The following is a 19,699-nucleotide window of genomic DNA, read 5'->3' on the forward strand; positions in this document are numbered from 1 at the left end:
ATATATATGCGAAGGAGCAATACCTCCGGTTTTACCCGTCGTAGAGGTTGGTGGGACGTTTAGCCGCCATATACGATAAGGGGAGACCTGTATGAGGAACCACAATTACGGAGTGAATGTACTGCTCCGGTTGACAGTCATTTTGTTTGGAACATTTTTGCTTGCATTTGCTTATTATCACATCAATTTTCAGAACCATTTGTCTGAGGGCGGATTCGTAGGATTATCGCTACTCGGCAAATATGTATTAGGAATTTCACCTTCAATTTCAACTCTGCTTCTAGACGTTCCAGTACTCTTGATTGCATGGATGTTCAAAGGGAAAGCGTTCGTGTGCAACACCTTTGTTTCTGTAGGAGCTTTTACAATCTTTTACGGACTCATGGAACGTTATTCCGGTTTGGTCATCAACTTGCAGAGCAACTTGGCATTAGCAGCTCTTTTGTCTGGCGTACTGACAGGTTTAGGCGCGGGAATTATTCTGCGAAGCGGCGGCGCAAGTGGTGGAGACGATATTTTGTCGCTGCTGATCAGTGAATGGAAGGGAATTAAAGTAGGTACAGTATTCATCATGTTGGACGTAGTCGTTCTGGCATTATCACTCTTCTATATGCCTGTTAGAGAAACGATGTATACGGTGATGGCGGTAGTTGTAGCTGGTTATGTGATCACCTTTACAACCTCTTTAGGTAAACCAAAGTTAGTGAAGGCGCCAAAGATTCAGTCTACGCTGCGTAAGCCACATGATGGTACGGTAATATGAATAAGACTGTATAAACAGCTTATTTCGGGGATATACTATATTTAAGGTCAGCCAGAATTTCTGGTTGACTTTTTTTGTTGTATAAGTGACGTGATTTAAAGGGTTGAAGATCTCAGTGGCGTTGCTTGGACGTTTCGCTCATAACAAAAGGTGGCGTACAGTGAAAATCCTGTACGCCACCTTTTAGTTAATTTAAGACTCTCTTGTGCTCGTCTTTGAATCGTGTAGAGACATTTGCGACCAGCTTGCCCTTTTATTTAGCCCACGGCATTCGTGATAGCTTCGCATTCGTCCGAGCAATGACCACTGTGCTGTGCTTCACAGTCCTCACAGCAAATATGCTGAAGGTGGCAAGCATCGTTGGCGCAGTTGATGAATTGGTCAGCTGGCTGACCGCAGTGATGGCAACGTCCGACAATGATATCCCCGTCGGTATGATTAATCTGTACGGAGATCCGCTCATCGAAGACATAACATTTTCCATCGAACAGTTCGCCCTGTACCTCAGGGTCTTTACCATAAGTCACAATGCCGCCATCCAGCTGGTACACCTGCTGGAAGCCTTCCTTCATCATAAACCCGCTTAATTTCTCGCAGCGGATTCCGCCTGTACAGTAGGTCAGGATTGGTTTATCTTTTAGCTCGCTCATATTCTCGCGAATCCAGTCCGGGAATTCTTTGAAGCTGTCTACTTCAGGGCGGATGGAACCGCGGAAATGACCAAGATCGAATTCGTAGCCGGTACGACCATCCAGAATTACCACATCATCGCGCTGCATCATTTCATAGAAATCTTTAGGCGCCAGATGCTCTCCGGTGATCACGTTAGGGTCCAGTTCATCCTCGACCCGGAACGTCACGAGTTCCTTTTTATAACGAACGAAGATCTTTTTGAAGGCATGACCATCAGCCTCATCGATCTTGAAGACGATATCGCTAAACAGCGGATTTGCGCGCAAATCCTTCATGTATTGCTCGGTTTGGGCAATCGTACCGGACAGTGTCCCGTTAATGCCCTCATCTGAGATGAGAATTCGTCCCTTTACGTCAAGCTCTTTGCAGTAAGCCAAATGCTCCTGAGCGAATTGTTCGGCATCCGGCACTTTTACAAATTTATAGTATAGCAAAATTGCATATTCCGATTGTGGTTTCATTCTTTTCACCTTTATCATTAGAATTAGACTACTAAATAAACGTTTAAGTATAAAAAGTATTGTAACATATTATCAAGACTTGAAAAAGATACTCTTGATTGGGTAATGGTTAAAACTTGGATATTAGTAAGAAAAACAGCGCAATGAATATGTCTGAAGCATCATACCTATGGGGGATTAGTCTGCGAAGTGGCGGCGCGAGTGGATAAGATGGTATTTTGTCGCTGCTGATCAGTGGATGTAGGAGTCAAAGTAGGTACTGTATTCATCCTGTTGGATGTAGTCGTTTTGTCGGCTGGGATAACCTGCATTTTTCGGGGATACTACGATTAAGATCAGCCAGAATGTTGGTTGACTTTTTTTGCTGGATATAGGCGAATAACATGGATAGTTATGATTGGCGAAACCGTGAATCACAACGCGCGTATTAGTTTTCATTCGAAGAGTCACATGGTGACTTTAATAATAAGGAGGAACTGCGGGATGAGTGCTCACGAGATTGATTATGTCATTATGGGCGAGGAAATTCAGTGTGTGGAGGTGCAGCTTGACCCAGGAGAGAGTGTAATTGCCGAAGCTGGAAGCTTCATGATGATGGATCAGGAAATTACGATGGAGACGATCTTTGGTGATGGTAGTGGGGGGACGCGCGGAAGCGGACTGATGGGTAAGCTGATGGGTGCGGGCAAGCGTCTGTTGACAGGGGAAAGCTTGTTCATGACCGTATTCACACACAGCGGTTCTTATGGACGAAAAAGTGTCACCTTTGCTGCCCCATATCCAGGGAAAATCATCCCGCTCGATCTTCAGCAATACGCTGGAAAAGTGATCTGTCAAAAGGATTCATTCCTCTGTGCGGCGAAGGGAGTCTCGATCGGTATTGAATTTCAGCGCAAGCTGGGCACCGGATTTTTTGGTGGAGAAGGCTTTATTATGCAAAAGCTGGAGGGCGACGGTCTTGCATTCGTACACTCTGGCGGCTACGTTATGGAACGCACACTGCAGCCGGGAGAGACGCTCAAGTTGGACACAGGTTGTCTTGTCGCTATGACGTCTTCCGTGGATTACAATATTGAATTTGTAAAAGGTGTCAAAACCGCCCTATTCGGCGGCGAGGGCCTGTTCTTCGCCACGCTGCGCGGACCCGGCAAGGTGTGGGTGCAGTCACTGCCGTTCAGCCGTATGGCTGACCGCATTCTGTCCGCAGCTGGTAACAGCGGACGCAAAGAAGAAGGCAGCGTACTTGGGGGACTCGGCAATCTGCTGGATGGCAGATAGGCTTGGGCGAGGTTGAGGGTAGAACTTTCGAGGCAGAGAATGAGCGGTTTTAGGGAGTGGGCTTATTAGGGGGAGACAAGGGCAGAAGTACCCTTGTCTTGTGCGTGTTGGCCCGAATAGCGCGAAAGAGGGGCAAAAATCACCGCTACTGTATCTGCAACTAACTATATAGTGAGACCCGTGAATGATTATGCTCATTCACGGGTCTTTTTTTAGAGGTTGGGCTTGGGATAGTTTAATTCATAACCATCAAATACCTGCCTCGCGTTAGGCATGACGATTTGCCTCACGTTACGCATGACGATCTATCGCACAATCCCCCTAACAATTTGACTAACCCTGTCCGCGATGTATATATTATTTGGCAAAGCCCTTATAAGAGGTTGTTCAAAAAGTCCTCTTTTGATCACGAAGTATTCCAAGAAGATTATTCGACATCGAATATTGAATTCAGGCGAAACTTCCGGTGCTCACGTAGCTTCCACTACGCTCCGCTCCTCAGTTTCTACCTTCATCCAATCTTCTCGGTGCTGAAAACCGTACTTTTTGAACACGTACTATAATGTTAAAGCTGTTACCGGAGGCATGATATGTTCAAAATATTTATTATAGAAGATGACCGTGGACTGGTGGCTCTGCTGCAGGATTATTTACATAAGTTTGGATATGAAACACAGGCTGTGAATGATTTCGAGCGTGTTCGCACTCAGTTTGAGATGTTCGCTCCGCACTTGGTTCTTTTAGATGTTAATTTGCCAAAATACGATGGGTATTATTGGTGCCGCCAGATTCGTGGGATTTCCACCTGCCCTATCCTTTTTATATCTGCCCGCGATGGCAAAATGGATCAGGTGATGGCGTTGGAGAACGGAGCCGACGATTATATTACGAAGCCCTTTGATTACGAAATTGCGATGGCCAAAATTAAAAGCCAGCTGCGACGCGCCTACGGTACCTATGCGGGAAGCAACAATGAGCGTACCCTAACCGTTGCCGGAATGGCACTGGATGTGGAGCGACTAGTCCTTACCCGAGGAGAAGCCAAAGTGGATTTAAGTCACACGGAAGCCAAGATACTAGATGAGCTGATGCAAAAGTCGGGAACTATCGTTACCCGCGACAGACTGCTCGAAAAAATCTGGGATGATCAAGCCTTTGTGGATGAGAATACGCTTAATGTCTATGTCACCCGTGTACGTAAAAAGCTTGCCGCTCTTGAGATTACGGACGGTCTACAAACCGTTCGAGGTCAAGGCTACCGCTTGATTCCGAATTGGGGGGATGAGGATTGAAGCTATTTTTAAGGGAGCAGATCCCTTTAATTGTTGTCTATCTAGCACAGCTCATCTTGATCACACTAGTATATCGGCTGGATGGGGGCAGTGGGGTGAGTGTTAGTCTGTACGCTGCTCTTCTCAGCACTTGTCTGCTGCTTGGCTACCTCGCTTATCGGTATATCAGCAATCGTACGTTCTATGAACGACTGGAGACTGTACCCACCTCTCTAGATGAAGCTGGCGGTCCATCACAGGATTCTCCGCTTGCCGTGAGTTTACGAGGACTACTAGGGTCACAATTCCGCCTCTATAAAAATGATTTACACAGCTACCGCCACAAGCTGGAGGAACATATTCACTTTATTAATCAGTGGGTGCATGGGATGAAGACGCCATTGTCTGTCATCCATTTGATGATTCAAGATAAAGACGGACCGCCTTTTACGGCGATAGGTGATGAACTGGATCGTCTGAAAAAAGGACTGGACACTGTACTTTATACGGCTCGGCTAGATACTTTTGAGCATGATTTTTACGTGGAACGTTTGGATTTGGAAACCCTCGTACGTAGCGTGACCTCAGAGCAGAAGCGTCTGTTCATACGTAACCGTATATTTCCTACTATTAAAATAGATGAACGAATCGCCGTAACCACAGATGAGAAATGGCTAAGTTTTGTGCTTACGCAAATTATTACGAATGCAATACGGTATACGACGGAAGTCGGCAAACATGTATATTTCCATGGGTACATACAAGAAGAAAAGAGAGCAGTACTGGAGATACGAGATGAAGGGGTTGGCATTCCAGCAGGTGATCTGCCGCGTGTGTTTGATCCTTATTTTACAGGTGTGAATGGACGAACCTTTCAAGAATCCACGGGGATGGGTCTATATCTTGTGAAACAGATCTGCGGAAAACTTGGTCACGAGGTGAGTATTTGCTCAGAAGAAGGTAAGGGCACGACCGTGCGGATAGTGTTTAGGGAGTCCTACCTTACAAAAATGTAAGGTCATTGTAAGTTAGAGAAATGGCAGCCTGTGTATACACTTTGTATAATGAAGGCAATCCAGTCGAAAGAAGGAGAGGTAACACTTGCCCATTCTAGATGTTCATAATTTATCAAAAATATATGAGGGTAAAGTGTCCACTCAGGCATTGAATCATATCCGTTTTTCTGTTGAAAAAGGGGAGTTTGTTGGCATTATGGGACCTTCGGGGAGTGGAAAAACAACACTGCTCAACACGATCGCCACCATCGACCAGCCGACCTCCGGTCAGATTCTGATCAACGGCCGTGATCCCAATCTGCTTAGCAGAAAAGAAAAGGCACTCTTTCGCCGCCATGAGCTTGGTTTCGTCTTTCAGCATTTCAATCTGCTAGATACGCTCACTGTAGAGGAGAACATTGTGCTGCCTCTCACGCTTGCTGGTGTCCGTGTTACGGAAATGGAGAGCAGATTGAAAGAAGTAGCAAGTATGCTGGACATTGAGCATTTGCTGCAAAAAAGGACATACGAGATTTCAGGTGGACAGATGCAGCGGACCGCCATCGCCCGGGCGATGATTCATCGTCCTTCATTGATTTTAGCAGATGAGCCTACAGGGAATCTGGATTCCAAAGCTTCAGGTGAAGTCATGAATATGCTGACAGAGGTGAATCAGGAAGAAGGGGCAACCGTGCTGATGGTCACACATGACGCAGTGGCCGCGAGCTTTTGTAACCGAGTCATCTTTATTAAAGACGGACGTTTCTATAGTGAAATGTACAGGGGGAGCAGCCGAGGCGCCTTCTTCCAAAGTATCATTGATATGTTGTCTCTGCTTGGGGGAACTAGCCATGACCTTTCGGCAATTCGCTTATAGGAATGTTACACGTAACAAGCGTAAATATGCGGCTTATTTTGTCGTCAGTGCTTTTTCAGTGATGATCTTTTTTGTGTGCGCATTGTTTATTTACCATCCGGATATTTCTAAGAGCTTGGTTTATAGTACAGCTGCTCATACAATGATGGCGGCAGAAGCCATTATTTATGTGTTTTGCTCCTTGTTCGTTCTTGTATCGGTCGGATCGTTCCTGCAGTCACGTAAGATGGAGTTTGGGATTTTATTGATGCATGGAATGACGAAGCGACAGCTGAACATGATGGTATTTTTGGAAAATATGATGATCGGCACCTCTGCCATCCTGACAGGTACTTTACTAGGGTTAATTCTGGGTAAGTTGTTTTTGATGATCGGATCTACTTTTCTAGGGATACCTCTTTTAACGTTTCATCTTCCATGGCAGGCGCTTGTACTAACGATATGTAGCTTTGCGCTGTTATTTATTCTAATCTCGCTAAGCACGTTCTTCTTTATTGGGAATGAATCACTGATGCGGCTGTTTCAGGGAGAACGAAAAGCAGAAGAGGAACCTAAAGTTTCCTTGGTGTTATCTTTACTGTCTGCTTTATTGCTGTTAACGGGCTATTTTATGGCAGCTACAGCACAAGCGGCTTCGGTTGAAAAGGTGATGTTCCCGGTCGTTATAATTACGGTTGCGGGTACCTATCTCTTTTATACTCAGCTCAGTATTTACACTGTTAAACTACTTAAGACGATCCGGCGCCTGTATTGGAACCACACGAATATCATTACTTTATCGGGCTTGTCTTACCGCTGGAAAGAGAATGCCCGAATGTTCTTTATGGTGACGATTGTATCCGCAGTATCTTTTACTTCAGTGGGAGTATTCGCATCGATCCATACGCTTTCCAGAGAGTTGAAATTGGACTATCCCGCAGCAGTTGGTTATGTAGCCAAAGGCAATCAATTGCAGGATCCTTTTGATCAGCATTTGGACGAAATTAAGGAAGAGCTTACAACGCTCGGTTTACCCTATGAGACACTTAGTATTCCGATTAAATACGCAGAGGTGGAATCTCAGACCGGGCCAGATCGCACGTTAAAGCTTCCCTTGATTGCTTACAGTGATTATAAGCTTGCTCTGCTTCGTGCAGGGTTTACGACGGATGAGCAGCCTCTAAGTGGAGATGAAGGACTGGTGATGATCGGTTCGCAACGAGACCGGAGTCTGCAAGCGGGTAGAGTAAAGCCGATATACAGCTTGAAGCAAGGTCTTTCCATTCGAGAAATGGGTTATACCCAGCATGTTCCGATTGCCGAATATCTATTGCCGGAGCTGGATGGAAGGGATGGGGGAGATTTCAGTGGTGTTGTGATTAGCGATGAGCTTTACAAGGCTATTCATCCCGTACAGACCGATTTGTATACAGGATTTTACATGGATGATTTCCCGCGAACAGTAGGTATAGCGGCGGATCTTGCTCATAAAGGGAAACGGTCCTATGAAAGTAACTCGCCATACGCGATTGTTGTTAGCGGCACGCTGTTTGAAATACAGAGAACATTGTACAACACGATGCTATTCGCTTCTTTACTGGTGGGCACTGTCTTTTTCATTGCAGCAGGCAGCTTCCTTTACTTCCGGCTGTATACAGATCTAGATCATGATCGCCATCAATATTCTACATTGTCCAAAATGGGACTTACAGATCAAGAGCTAAACCGAATTGTAACGATACAATTGTCGTTGTTGTTTTTTGTTCCGGTTGGGGTAGCCATTTTGCATAGTGTGTTTGCCTTTATTGCGCTTCAGCGGTTGTTTTACTTATCTATTGCTGTGGAGACCGGGGCGGTGTTATTGGGATATTTGGCTGTCCAGGGACTTTACTTCTTTTTTATTCGCAGCCGTTATTTACGCAACTTGAAGAAGAACTTGATCTGAATAATGGGGGTTACGAAATGCAAGCATGGATTACAGATTTTATGGAGCAGTTTGGTTACTTTGGTATTTTCCTGATGCTCGCTTTTGAAAATATATTTCCACCGATTCCTTCCGAAGTGATCCTTCCTTTTGGCGGATTCATGACAACCACAACGAATTTGACCATTCCTGGTGTAATTATTGCTGCTACGCTTGGCTCACTGCTGGGTGCAGTAATTCTCTATTATATCGGTCGTTTGTTGGATGTAAATCGATTGGAAAAGATCGTTGAACGCTGGGGCGGCCTACTCCGGATTAGCAAAAAGGACATCCACAAGGCTGACGCTTGGTTTGACAAATATGGCTATTGGACCGTATTATTTTGTCGGATGGTTCCACTAGTGCGTAGTTTGATTTCGATCCCTGCAGGGATGTCGGGCATGAAATTTGGAGTGTTTATGATCTTCACAACGATTGGTACGCTGGGATGGAATCTATTGCTGGTGCTTATTGGTGCGGCATTGGGTGAGTCATGGGAAGACATCGCCATGTATATGGATATGTACTCCAACGTAGTGTACGTGCTTCTTGCAGGTGGAGTAGTGATCCTTGGGTATTTGTTCTTCCGCAAGCGCAGCCGGAAAATGAACACCGAAGGTTGAGCCGAGAAGGACTTATAGATAAAAGTTATGATTAAAAGGAGGAGAACAAATGGAGCTATTAACGATTATTAAAGCTATTATTTTGGGAATTGTTGAAGGATTGACTGAATTTGCTCCGGTATCCTCCACAGGTCATATGATTATTGTTGATGATATGTGGTTAAAATCGACAGAGTTATTTGGGCAATATACGGCCAATACGTTCAAAGTGGTTATACAGCTGGGGTCAATATTAGCAGTTGTAGTTATTTTTAGAAATAGGTTCATTGAATTGCTGGGCTTAAAGCACTTCAGCCGCAAGCAGTTGGATCCTGTAACCGAGCAACAACCACAGCTTGAAAAAGGCGGCCACCTGAAGCTTACACAGGTGCTTGTAGGTTTAGTGCCAGCAGGCGTGCTGGGGGTTCTGTTTAATGATTATATTGACGAGCATTTATTCTCTACATCCACCGTGTTAATCGGTCTAGTAGTCGGTGCTGTATTAATGATTATTGCGGATCTATTCGGACCAAAGAAGATTCAAACGGAGAGTGTCGATCAGATTACATATAAGCAGGCGCTAGGTGTTGGTCTGGTCCAGTGCTTCTCCTTGTGGCCGGGATTTTCTCGTTCCGGGTCGACGATTTCTGGTGGTGTTCTTCTGGGTATGAGTCATCGCGCTGCTGCTGATTTCACGTTTATTATGGCTGTTCCAATCATGGCAGGCGCCAGTTTACTCTCACTGATGAAGAACTGGCAATATTTCACCATCGATGCCCTGCCGTTCTTCATTGCAGGCTTTATCAGTGCCTTTGTATTTGCACTATTATCGATGCGTTTCTTCTTGAAATTGATCAACCGGATTAAGCTTTTACCATTTGCTATATATCGCATAGTACTTGCTGCAGTAGTATATTTCGTGTTTTTCTAAATCCGTTATAAGGAATCGATATAACAAAAGCCCCCGTAATCTATTGCAGATGACGGGGGCTTTCACGTATGATGACATCAGATTTAAGACACTCACTTTATCCTTATAATTCTCGCATAAACGCTTACCGTCCTTAAAAGGACGCTGAAGGCGTTTTAGCTTATGGATGATAAGAAAGTATAAGTATCACGAAATACTTTCTTATAATTCTCGCATAAACGCCTACCGTCCGTATAAGGACACCGAAGGCGTTTTAGCTTGACAATATCGGAGACAGGTGCTTGCCGGAAATTAGTAATTCGGTAGGCTTAATAGGGAAATTCGGTTTGAAGCCGATGCGGTCCCGCCACTGTAACGGAAGAGTCCATAGCAACATATGTCACTGGCAATTTACTACTGCTGGGAAGACTGCTAAGGATGCTGACACCGCTAGCCAGGAGACCTGCCTGTTTCAACAGCACTGCTTCACCTACGGAGGATAGGAAGGTGTTAGACGTTAACCATAGGTATATTATGGGCGTCTTTCCCTTTGACTTTTTTAGGGAAGGGCGCTCTTTTTTAAAGGAATGCAAGTGATATCGAGTCCAAAATAAGAAGATGGAGAAGGGGAGCTGCAAAGTGACGAACAAAGTAAAAGTAAGCAATCTTGGCTATCCAAGAATCGGAAAAAACCGCGAGTGGAAGAAAACGTTGGAAGCCTTCTGGGCGGGAAAAATAAATGAGGAAGCGTTCCGTACTGAAATGACAGGAATTCAGCTTCAGCATTTGAAGACTCAGCAGGAGGCAGGAATTGATTTAATTCCGGTAAATGATTTTACGTTCTACGATCATGTGCTAGATACAGCTGTAATGTTCGGGATCGTACCTCCACGTTATGCGTATGATGGTGGCGATATTGGGCTTGATCTTTATTTTGCGATGGCTAGAGGAAATGCTGAGGCTACCGCTTGCGAGATGACTAAATGGTTCAATACGAACTATCATTACATCGTTCCAGAGATCGGTGCACAAACGCCGCGTCTGACCGAGAATAAACCACTGGCTGCTTATCGTTTTGCCAAGTCCCAAGCGGGAATTGAGGGTAAACCTGTGGTTTTAGGCCTTTATACATTCCTTAAGTTGTCAAAAGGATTTGCATCTGCGGATATTGCGAAGATTGCTGCTCGGTTTCTTCCGGTTTACGTTCAGCTGTTGCAGGAACTGAAGCAAGAAGGAGTAAGCTGGGTACAAATTGATGAACCAGCGATTGTTACAGGAATAAATGAATCAGAATTATCCTTACTTCACTCGATTTACACAGAAATTGCTGAATCCGTGCCTGGATTAAATATTATTCTGCAGACTTACTTTGAAGCTGCTGAACCGCTGGAGGCACTGTTCAAGCTTCCGGTGCAAGGTTTAGGTCTCGATTTTGTCCATGATGGCGGGACGAACCTGGCATCGATTGAACGTCTTGGCTGGCCTGAGGATAAGTGGCTGGGAGCGGGTATTATTGACGGACGCAACATCTGGCGCTCGGATCTGGATGCTAAGCTGCAGCTGATCGAGAAGCTGAGTGTACATGTATCACTTGATCGTCTTATTATACAGCCTTCTTGCAGTTTGCTGCATGTTCCGGTTACTGTTCAGGGTGAGGTGAAGCTGAAGGCCACCGTTAAGGCTGCTTTAGCTTTTGCTGATGAGAAGCTTAGAGAGCTTGGCCTGCTTGCTGCAGCCTTAGAGGGTACAACAGAAGCTGCTGCTGCGTTGACGGCCAGTCGTGAAGCCCTTACTGCCTTCCGTGCACTTCCTGAACGCGGTCGTAAGGATGTGGCCGAGCAAGTTCTCGGACTTACAGATTTACCAGACCAACGTAGCCTACCTTTTGCTGAACGCCTGAAGGTGCAGCAGGAGAAGTGGCAGCTGCCACTTCTGCCAACGACAACAATCGGAAGCTTTCCACAGACCGTAGAAGTGCGCCAGGCAAGGTTGAAATGGCGTAAAGGCGTATGGAATCAAGAGCGTTACGACGGGTTCGTTCGTGAGCAGATTGCAGATGCAATCACTTTCCAAGAAAAGCTGGGTCTGGATGTACTCGTGCACGGTGAGTTCGAAAGAACCGATATGGTGGAGTTTTTCGGGGAGAAGTTGGATGGTTACTTATTTACTAGTAATGGCTGGGTTCAATCCTACGGATCACGCTGCGTTAAGCCACCAGTTATTTATGCGGATATAGCTTTTATCCAGCCTATGACTGTAAAAGAAAGCGTCTATGCTCAGTCGTTAACTTCCCTTCCTGTTAAAGGTATGTTGACTGGTCCTGTTACGATTCTCAATTGGTCTTTCGTACGTGATGATCTTAGTCGGGAAGCAGTAGCGAATCAAATTGCCTTAGCGCTCCGTCATGAAGTTAAAGCATTGGAGGATGCAGGCATAGAGATGATTCAAGTAGATGAACCGGCTATCCGTGAAGGACTTCCTTTGAAGGCTGAAGATCATGAGGCATACTTGAATTGGGCGGTGAAGTCGTTCCGTATCGCGACGAATCATGTGAAGGCTACGACACAAATTCATACCCACATGTGCTATAGCGAATTTAATGACATGATAGACTCCATTTCAGCGATGGATGCGGATGTTATCTCTATTGAGACTTCACGTAGCCATGGGGAACTGATCGTTAGCTTTGAGGAGCAGGCGTATGATAAAGGAATTGGTCTTGGTGTATATGATATCCATAGTCCACGGGTTCCTGCAGTAGAAGAGATGACAGCTAATATTGATCGTGCGCTGCGGGTGCTTGATCCTGAACAGTTCTGGATTAATCCCGATTGCGGTCTTAAGACACGTGGCTGGCAGGAGACGGAAGATGCACTTCGTAACATGGTAAAGGCTGCCGCTATTGCAAGAGAAAATGCAGGAGTTAGTGCTTCCAAATAACATAAGAAGTATACAATAAATCATAGCCGGGGAATTTCTCCCTGGCTTTTTATTTCAGCCACTTGATAATAATTCTCATTCTTGATAGAATGAGAAAAGAAAAGAAGGAACCGTGGAGGGTCCCTTCAAATTATCACCTTATTTGCTTTCGAAAGTCTTGCAATCTGTTTCTTCTGCACGTGTAGGTTCTTGGGAGCTGTGGAAAGCTACAAAGATAGAATCAGCACTGCATTTGTTCTCTTCTGCCCAGTGGGTGCAGGAGTTAACTTCGCAAATTACGTCTTTTGCCATGAGGGTTCACCTCCCCTTTTAGTAATAGACAGCATTATTAAAAAACTTCTCTGTTCAACAAGGTGGAGCTTGTCCGAACAGAACCGTGTTCTGCCCTCATTCATTATGAATAGAGGGTTTTTGGTATTTTTTTACGTGTTTAGACGTGGTAATTGTACCAAATAAAGTGCGTGTAAGCAAATGAGTTATTCGAATGGTTATGGTGTCCCATATGTCACTAGAAGTGGTTTGACTAGAAGAATCTCTCAGCCTGTATACAACAGTGCTTCTGTAAATTCGTTGTTAAACATTAGCTTTTCAGTATCTCAAGGCTATATTGCGAATACAAGCTTTAGTGTAACCGCAAAACAAACAGTGGCAAGCTTATTAAGCGGTTTTATGCCATTAAACAAAGCACTTCTAACCCAGGTTGATTTTTGCTCGAAAAATAATAGCTTTAACTAAAAGAGTTGCAGAAATGCGACTCTTTTTTTTATTTAGAGAACATAATTCATAAGAAACTGTACACAATTCCATTTTTCAGTGCAACCTTCCAAGTTTTGGAACGTCTTAGTAAAGAGTGACGGAAGAGATCTGCTTAGAACAAGACATTCCGTAACGATATTATGATCCGTGCAAGCGGTATCTATTACATTTTTGGAGGAATGAGAATGCGCAAATGGGGTCTGCATTACTTATGTTTATTAATTCTTACGGTAGTCTTGGCGGGTTGTGGCTCAGCGGATAGAAATTCAGCGGCAGATAGTTTGGCAAAAGAAAATGGTAGTACGAGTAACGACGCAGCAGTAGAGGTACAATCGCAAAGCTCGATGGCCTCAACAGCGGATCAAAGCACTTCGGCAGCTCCTGAGGCAGAAGCAACTGGCAGCGAGAATATGGCTGTAAAGGGCTCCACATCAGAAAATACAGATCAAGCAAGTGCAGGATTTACTGGTAGCGATGTAGTAGCGGGCTTGAACAAGAAGCTGATCTATAAAGCGAATCTTAATATGGAAGTAGAAGACTATGGAAAAGCACAGACTGAAATACGTAATTTAGTAACCCTGGCCAATGGATATATTATTGAGTTTAATGAAAATATGTCGCAGTACGAGCAAGGTGGGACGTTTATCCTTAAGGTGCCTGCCTCCGGATTCTCACCTTTTCTGAATAAATTAGAACAAGTAAAACACGAATCTCTACAGCGCAGCATTCAAGGTCAGGATGTCTCAGAAGAGTATGTTGATCTGGAGTCACGTTTGAAGGCAAAGCAGCTAATGGAAGCACAATATACAGAGTTTATGAAAAAAGCGACGAAATCCACTGATCTGGTCGCCTTCGCGAACGAGCTTGGTTCGATTCAAGAAAGCATTGAGCAGATTAAAGGTAGAATGCGTTATATCAATCAGAATGTATCCTTCTCTACGGTAGAATTGAGAGTGTATCAGACGGATGAAAGTATTGCTGTCAAAGAGAAGAAGGAGCAAGGGCCGTTACTGGAACGTGCTTCAGATGCTCTAAATGGAAGCTTAAATGCACTATCTGTGATGTTTCAGTGGATTGTCGTTATCCTTGCAGGAGCGTTACCGATACTTATCGGGGCTGCCATTATTTTAGCTATTGTATTAGTTTCCCGTAAAAATATTCGTGAGCGTCGGGAGCAGCAGACCGAGAGAATTCGTCAGCGAAATAAGGAGCTGAACAGAGAGCAAGCCATCCCTGCGGCAACAGAGCCTAAGGAGGCAGTTTCAGAGGATAATTCGAAGGCTAATAAGGACTCAGAGGACTCAAAGAAAGAATAGCCCTACAAGCATAAACGCTCTCGGCGTCTTTATAAAGACGGTAAGCGTTTAAGCGAGAAATATAAGAATAATGTATAACTTGAAAATTATACTTTCTTATATTTTAAGAGAAAAAAACGGTTGTCATCCTAAAAGGACGACAACCGTTTCTTTATGTGCTGAGGATTGATGTTTAGGCAGGCTGGAAGAGTATGCGATACTCCCCGTATCCTTCCTTCTCCAAATCCTCTTTCGGTACAAATCGTAGCGCCGCCGAATTTATGCAGTAGCGTAAACCGTTTTCTCCGGGACCATCGTCAAAGACATGGCCTAGATGCGAATCCGCTACTTTGCTGCGCACTTCAGTGCGGACCATCAAATGACTGAGATCCGTCTTTTCTTTCACAGCGTAGTCCCGGATGGGACGAGTAAAGCTTGGCCAGCCGCAACCGGAATCGTATTTATCCTGCGAGCTGAATAACGGTTCGCCAGATACGATGTCTACATAAATACCATCTCCATGGTGATCCCAAAAATCATTCCGGAAAGGAGATTCTGTTGCACTGTTCTGAGTGACTTCATATTGAAGAGGGGTTAAACGTTCTTTCAAACTTTGTTTGTCCTCTTTATGTGTCCAGTGGGTTTCGATAAAATCCTCTCGGCCAGAACCTTTGCGATAACGTTTGTAGTGGCCTGGATTCTTATGATGGTAACCTTGATGATATTCTTCGGCAGGATAGAAGGTGGTTGCCGGGAGAATCGGGGTTACGATCGGACTAGAGAAGCGACCGCTTGCTTGCAGAGCTGCCTTGGAAGCTTCTGCTTGTTCTTTTTGTTCCTCCGAATGGGTAAAGATTGCTGTTCCGTAAGAAGTCCCGCGATCATGGAATTGTCCACCTGCGTCGGTAGGGTCAATTTGCTGCCAGAACAGCTCAAGTAACTTGCTATAAGGGAAAATATCTGGATTGAACGTAATTTGTACAGCTTCAACATGTCCTGTCGTTTCAGAACAAACCTCTTCATAGGTTGGGTTCACTGTATGACCGCCGGTATAGCCAGAGACGACACTAATGATACCTGGCAATTCTTCGAACGGCGAGACCATGCACCAAAAGCATCCACCTGCAAAGGTTGCTTTTTCTGTCTTGGTATTTATATGGTTAGTCTGATGTTCACTCATTGATATCCCTCCATTCACATAATGCAATTAAATAGATCACAATTTAATTATAAAGCAAATACTAACTGCCTGCCAGTTTGTAACCGATAAGTTCTTTCGCTATCGGTTATTCTTCGCTTCTTGAGAGCGCGGACGCAAGCTCAGTCCAGCGATAATTAGCACAGCGACATAGGCGATGATGGCAATAACCGCACTTACAGGGTCCTGGAACAGATGATCTCCGAGGAAAGCGTATAATGCAATCCCCGGTATTTTTCCTATGCCGGAAGCTGCAATATAGCTCCAAAAAGGCAGACCAGCTGCTCCAGCGTAGATGTTAACAGCTGTTTGGGGAATGATAGGCACGAGTCGTGCTAGGACAATCGAAGCGAAAGGTCGCCGCTCAATTCCTACTGTGAACTTTTCGAGTGCGGGAATAGAGGCTAAATAAGCTCTCGCTTGGCTTTGAAACAAGTACTTCACAACGCCAAAAAGGATTGCGGCAGCCAAATTTGTAGCTAGCCAGCAAATCAAGGCACCCGCTAAACTTCCGTATGCATAACCGAAGAATCCGATGACAGCTTTATAAGGGACAACTGGAAACAGGGCCAGTAAAGTTGCAATCCCTATAGAACTGAAAAGATTATGATCCTCTTTCATCCAGCTTAGGATGTCATATCTGTAGATAAACGCAAGGATTGTACCCGAAACATAAAGAACAATCGAGAACCATTTCTTCATAGATAATATGCCCCTTCTTCCACTCATTCATCTCATCATACGGGATATGAAGTAAATATTGAAGCAAAGATCAATTGTCAGAGAATGAGAAGCAGGTATAATAGCATTTGTAGAGAACAAAGAGAAAAGAACGATATATTGAAGTGTTAAGAGGGGGATGGATCAGTGATTGTACCTGAACGTAAAAGAGTCGCCATAATAGGAATCGGCAATATAGCCCGCAAAGTATATTTACCACTGCTCTCTCAGCATGATTATGCCGAGGTAGTTGGTGTTCTTAGTCATTCACCGACAACGGTAGAGCAGGCCGTTCATACCTACCGTTTTCCTAAAGGGACGACTAATCTGGAAGAGCTGCTATCTTGGGATCTGGATGCAGTATTTGTACATAGCCCAACAACTACTCATTATGATATAGTAACAAAATGTCTCGAACGTGGGATTTCGGTATATGTAGATAAACCACTTTCCTATGATCTAGAAGAGTCCAGAAGGATGGCAGAGCTAGCACAAGATAAGGGGCTTTTGCTAGGAGTGGGCTTTAATCGCCGTTTTGCCCCAATGTATGTCACCGCCAAGCAATGGCTTGAAGAAGTTGGCGGAATTAGCCATTGCAGTGCGATTAAACATCGAACGAAGCTACAGACAAGCACCAGCCGCGAAACCGTGCATGATGATCTTATCCATATGCTTGATTTGCTGTTGTGGTTGTGTGGAGATCAGTATGAACTGCTTCGTAGTCATCTTCACTCTAGTGGTGAAGGTCGTCTGCTGCAGGCATCTGGAATGCTAGGCTGGAAAGATAGTGCAGTTGGGATGTACAGTATGGTTCGTGAAGCTGGTGTGGATTTGGAGAAGCTTGAGCTGCACGGAAATGGCAGATCGGTGGAAGTAGTGGATCTAGAAAAAGCCATTCTTTTTGAAAAAGATACCTTACCGCATATTCAAGGCTTTGGAAGCTGGGATACTGTACTCGATAGAAGAGGTTTTAGTGGAGTGGTGAATAATTTTCTTAGCAACATAAATACACCGGAGCTATGCAGCATTGCTGCTTCAGCGGTACTGCCTAGTCATATGCTGGCGGCACAGCTTGCTGAATGAGGTCTCTGAGAAAGGAGAAGAATATATGGAGGATAACCGTAAATTAGTGGAGGAACAGATCATCGAAAGCTATAAGCGCGAAGAAGAGATGATGATTCTTGTATTCGCTCAGTGGTGTGTAAATAATGGACTCGATCCACATGCTCTATACTTGCAGGCTTATCCGCAGCAGGAAGGGAATGAAGCCTTGCGTCAGGCACTTGCCCTCACGGTTTCCGCGGAGGAAGCGGGGGACATTTCTGATGACACCGTTTTGGGTGTGCTTTCGCTTTTTGGAAATGATGACTTGGCACAAATCGTAACTGAAGCTATTGCTCTAAGGGGATCTAAAGGACCAATGGGGGATTGACATTGGGGATATAATAATAGAGTCAGATGAACTTTTTTCGGTAAACGATGTTCATCATGGTTAAAATGTGTTAATATTATATATACTAACTAATAGTAAGTTTCGCTAGTGAGAGGTGAGAACAATGGAAGAACATCAATTTGCGATGTGTCCCAGATTTGAAACAGCCTTCTCTTTCTTAGGCAAACGTTGGAATGGACTTATTATTCAGACATTGATGAGTGGACCGAAGCGTTTTAAAGATATCTCCGGCCTCATTCCTTCAATGAGCGATAAGATGCTGTCCGAGCGGATGAAGGATTTGGAAGGTGAGGGTATCCTGGTTAGGCATGTATACCCAGAAACACCCGTACGTATTGAGTACGAATTAACAGACAAAGGCCGTGCATTGCAGCCTGTTATGCAGCAGATTCAGTCTTGGGCTGAGAGCTGGGTAGACTAAAATTCACAGTAATGTTGTGGCCCTTTTTCCGGAATGGTGGAAAAGGGGCTTTTCAATTTCTAAATATTAGACAGTGACAGTTTTGTTCCAATCCTTTATGCTTGAAAAAAACTTGCACAGTTTAAAAATAATTGTAATATAATAGAAAAACATTGTATGATCCTTGAATGGAAACGCTCGCGTATTGGTTTTTGCTCAAATCTACTCAGCTGGAGTACAGGCATAGCAAAACTATTAGGAGGCGAGGGAGATGAAGACGAAGACGACCCTGTTTTCCCGGGAAATAACGTATGGAAAAAAGGATGTTGCTGAGCTAGAGAATGCTTCTATCAAAGTACAGCTCATCTATGACAAGACGTTGTTCATGCTGCATAGCCATCTTCCTGATTCCTTATGGGATGCGTGGATTGGCGTGCCATACAGCATTATCTCTTCACTCTACAAAGGAAACAATGATAGTGGGACTATTTTTCAAAAATGGATTCAAAGTCCGACCGGCTGGAAGTGTATTGGTTGTGAACGGCACTGTCTGGAGTCCACGGAACCTCCACAAGATGTAAATGCGGCGAATCATGGGCGACAATATAAGTTCCATAACGGTATTCGCCAGAGTATGGTGCTTCAAGCTTTAATTTGGTCCATGTACGAGAATACCGTATTATTCAAACCCTTTTTAGGCGACGAGCCTTTTTTTGACGATGATGATTTGCATACGATATCCTCTTATTTCGTTCCAACTTATCTTAATGAGTTCCACCTTATTGAGCGGTCTAAGCCATGTAAAGAATACAAAGATCAGGATATACGAGTCTTTCAGGAATGGATTTCCGCACCTGATCTTGTCCTTAAATGGAATGGTGGCTTGACGGAAGGCAGATGGATGACCGGTGTTTATATGGATCACTCCCGTTTTGCCGGATTGGGACCTTATTTGAAGGATTCAAAGGGACAGCGGACGTATATGCAGGCTTATGTGCAATAAAGTGAGTTGAAAAAGCACCTTTGTAGGCAAAGGTGCTTTTTTTTGCGTTTACTTTGCATGTACATCAATCTCCAATTTCGTTCAAAAATAAGATACAATTTCCGTGCGTACAATCACAAGTCAAAGTTCCTTTCAGGGTTAA

General features: G+C 44.4%; 18 protein-coding genes and 1 riboswitch. Of the genes, 14 read left to right on the plus strand and 4 right to left on the minus strand.

The window, feature by feature from the left end; all coding sequences use genetic code 11:
- Window positions 1-91: 91 nt before the first annotated feature.
- Window positions 92-763 (plus strand): YitT family protein, encoded by a 672-nt coding sequence (locus NSQ29_RS04370; protein ID WP_076284668.1) that lies wholly within the window; start codon window positions 92-94, stop codon window positions 761-763.
- Window positions 764-1,020: 257 nt separating this feature from the next.
- Here NSQ29_RS04370 and trhO read toward each other — a convergent pair whose 3' ends face one another.
- Window positions 1,021-1,917 carry an oxygen-dependent tRNA uridine(34) hydroxylase TrhO gene (trhO, locus tag NSQ29_RS04375; protein WP_042190591.1) on the minus strand — a complete coding sequence of 299 codons (897 nt, stop codon included), beginning with the start codon at window positions 1,915-1,917 and terminating at the stop codon, window positions 1,021-1,023.
- Window positions 1,918-2,400: 483 nt separating this feature from the next.
- Here trhO and NSQ29_RS04380 point away from each other — a divergent pair, with 483 nt between their 5' ends.
- From NSQ29_RS04380 to metE, 8 genes are all read left to right on the plus strand, one after another.
- The gene (locus tag NSQ29_RS04380) at window positions 2,401-3,195 is read left to right on the plus strand and encodes a TIGR00266 family protein (protein WP_042190589.1); all 795 of its coding nucleotides are present in this window, start codon (window positions 2,401-2,403) and stop codon (window positions 3,193-3,195) included.
- A gap of 590 nt (window positions 3,196-3,785) precedes the next feature.
- Window positions 3,786-4,487, plus strand: a complete 702-nt coding sequence (locus NSQ29_RS04385) for a response regulator transcription factor (RefSeq protein WP_042190586.1) — start codon at window positions 3,786-3,788, stop codon at window positions 4,485-4,487.
- Window positions 4,484-5,482, plus strand: coding sequence for a sensor histidine kinase (locus tag NSQ29_RS04390; protein ID WP_042190583.1), 999 nt, complete (start codon window positions 4,484-4,486; stop codon window positions 5,480-5,482). The genes NSQ29_RS04385 and NSQ29_RS04390 overlap by 4 nt, the downstream gene beginning before the upstream one ends.
- Window positions 5,483-5,567: 85 nt before the next feature.
- Window positions 5,568-6,338 carry an ABC transporter ATP-binding protein gene (locus tag NSQ29_RS04395; protein WP_076300832.1) on the plus strand — a complete coding sequence of 257 codons (771 nt, stop codon included), beginning with the start codon at window positions 5,568-5,570 and terminating at the stop codon, window positions 6,336-6,338.
- Window positions 6,313-8,262 carry an ABC transporter permease gene (locus NSQ29_RS04400; RefSeq protein ID WP_341124447.1) on the plus strand — a complete coding sequence of 650 codons (1,950 nt, stop codon included), beginning with the start codon at window positions 6,313-6,315 and terminating at the stop codon, window positions 8,260-8,262. The genes NSQ29_RS04395 and NSQ29_RS04400 overlap by 26 nt, the downstream gene beginning before the upstream one ends.
- Window positions 8,263-8,279: 17 nt before the next feature.
- On the plus strand, window positions 8,280-8,903 hold the full coding sequence (locus NSQ29_RS04405; RefSeq protein WP_042190577.1) for a DedA family protein: 624 nt from the start codon (window positions 8,280-8,282) through the stop codon (window positions 8,901-8,903).
- Window positions 8,904-8,952: 49 nt separating this feature from the next.
- Window positions 8,953-9,813, plus strand: a complete 861-nt coding sequence (locus NSQ29_RS04410) for an undecaprenyl-diphosphate phosphatase (RefSeq protein ID WP_341124448.1) — start codon at window positions 8,953-8,955, stop codon at window positions 9,811-9,813.
- 258 nt (window positions 9,814-10,071) lie between these two features.
- Window positions 10,072-10,277, plus strand: a riboswitch (cobalamin riboswitch).
- 133 nt (window positions 10,278-10,410) lie between these two features.
- Complete coding sequence (metE, locus tag NSQ29_RS04415; protein WP_445739154.1) at window positions 10,411-12,732, plus strand: 5-methyltetrahydropteroyltriglutamate--homocysteine S-methyltransferase; 2,322 nt, start codon at window positions 10,411-10,413, stop codon at window positions 12,730-12,732.
- A gap of 138 nt (window positions 12,733-12,870) precedes the next feature.
- Here the strand turns inward: metE and NSQ29_RS04420 are convergent, their stop codons facing one another.
- Entirely contained in the window at window positions 12,871-13,023 is a 153-nt protein-coding gene (locus NSQ29_RS04420) for a DUF1540 domain-containing protein (RefSeq protein WP_076120659.1), read from the minus strand.
- Between the two features lie 650 nt (window positions 13,024-13,673).
- Here NSQ29_RS04420 and NSQ29_RS04425 point away from each other — a divergent pair.
- Window positions 13,674-14,804 (plus strand): DUF4349 domain-containing protein, encoded by a 1,131-nt coding sequence (locus tag NSQ29_RS04425; RefSeq protein WP_341124450.1) that lies wholly within the window; start codon window positions 13,674-13,676, stop codon window positions 14,802-14,804.
- 172 nt (window positions 14,805-14,976) lie between these two features.
- On the opposite strand, the gene msrA is transcribed toward NSQ29_RS04425, so the two are convergent.
- Complete coding sequence (gene msrA / locus NSQ29_RS04430; protein WP_149646719.1) at window positions 14,977-15,963, minus strand: peptide-methionine (S)-S-oxide reductase MsrA; 987 nt, start codon at window positions 15,961-15,963, stop codon at window positions 14,977-14,979.
- A 99-nt stretch (window positions 15,964-16,062) separates the two neighbouring features.
- Window positions 16,063-16,683 (minus strand): TVP38/TMEM64 family protein, encoded by a 621-nt coding sequence (locus NSQ29_RS04435; protein ID WP_341124452.1) that lies wholly within the window; start codon window positions 16,681-16,683, stop codon window positions 16,063-16,065.
- A 165-nt stretch (window positions 16,684-16,848) separates the two neighbouring features.
- On the opposite strand from NSQ29_RS04435, the gene NSQ29_RS04440 reads away from it, so the two are divergent.
- The 4 genes from NSQ29_RS04440 to NSQ29_RS04455 all read left to right on the plus strand — a co-directional run bounded on the left by NSQ29_RS04440 (window position 16,849) and on the right by NSQ29_RS04455 (window position 19,557).
- Window positions 16,849-17,784, plus strand: a complete 936-nt coding sequence (locus tag NSQ29_RS04440) for a Gfo/Idh/MocA family protein (protein ID WP_076284446.1) — start codon at window positions 16,849-16,851, stop codon at window positions 17,782-17,784.
- 25 nt (window positions 17,785-17,809) lie between these two features.
- A complete protein-coding gene (locus NSQ29_RS04445) occupies window positions 17,810-18,133 on the plus strand; it encodes a hypothetical protein (protein WP_042190561.1) in 324 nt (107 codons plus the stop codon).
- A 124-nt stretch (window positions 18,134-18,257) separates the two neighbouring features.
- Window positions 18,258-18,575, plus strand: a complete 318-nt coding sequence (locus NSQ29_RS04450) for a winged helix-turn-helix transcriptional regulator (RefSeq protein ID WP_042129916.1) — start codon at window positions 18,258-18,260, stop codon at window positions 18,573-18,575.
- A gap of 250 nt (window positions 18,576-18,825) precedes the next feature.
- The gene (locus tag NSQ29_RS04455) at window positions 18,826-19,557 is read left to right on the plus strand and encodes a hypothetical protein (RefSeq protein WP_339797688.1); all 732 of its coding nucleotides are present in this window, start codon (window positions 18,826-18,828) and stop codon (window positions 19,555-19,557) included.
- Window positions 19,558-19,699: the final 142 nt, after the last annotated feature.

The organism is Paenibacillus sp. FSL F4-0236 (assembly GCF_038000135.1).
Taxonomy (GTDB): domain Bacteria; phylum Bacillota; class Bacilli; order Paenibacillales; family Paenibacillaceae; genus Paenibacillus_AQ.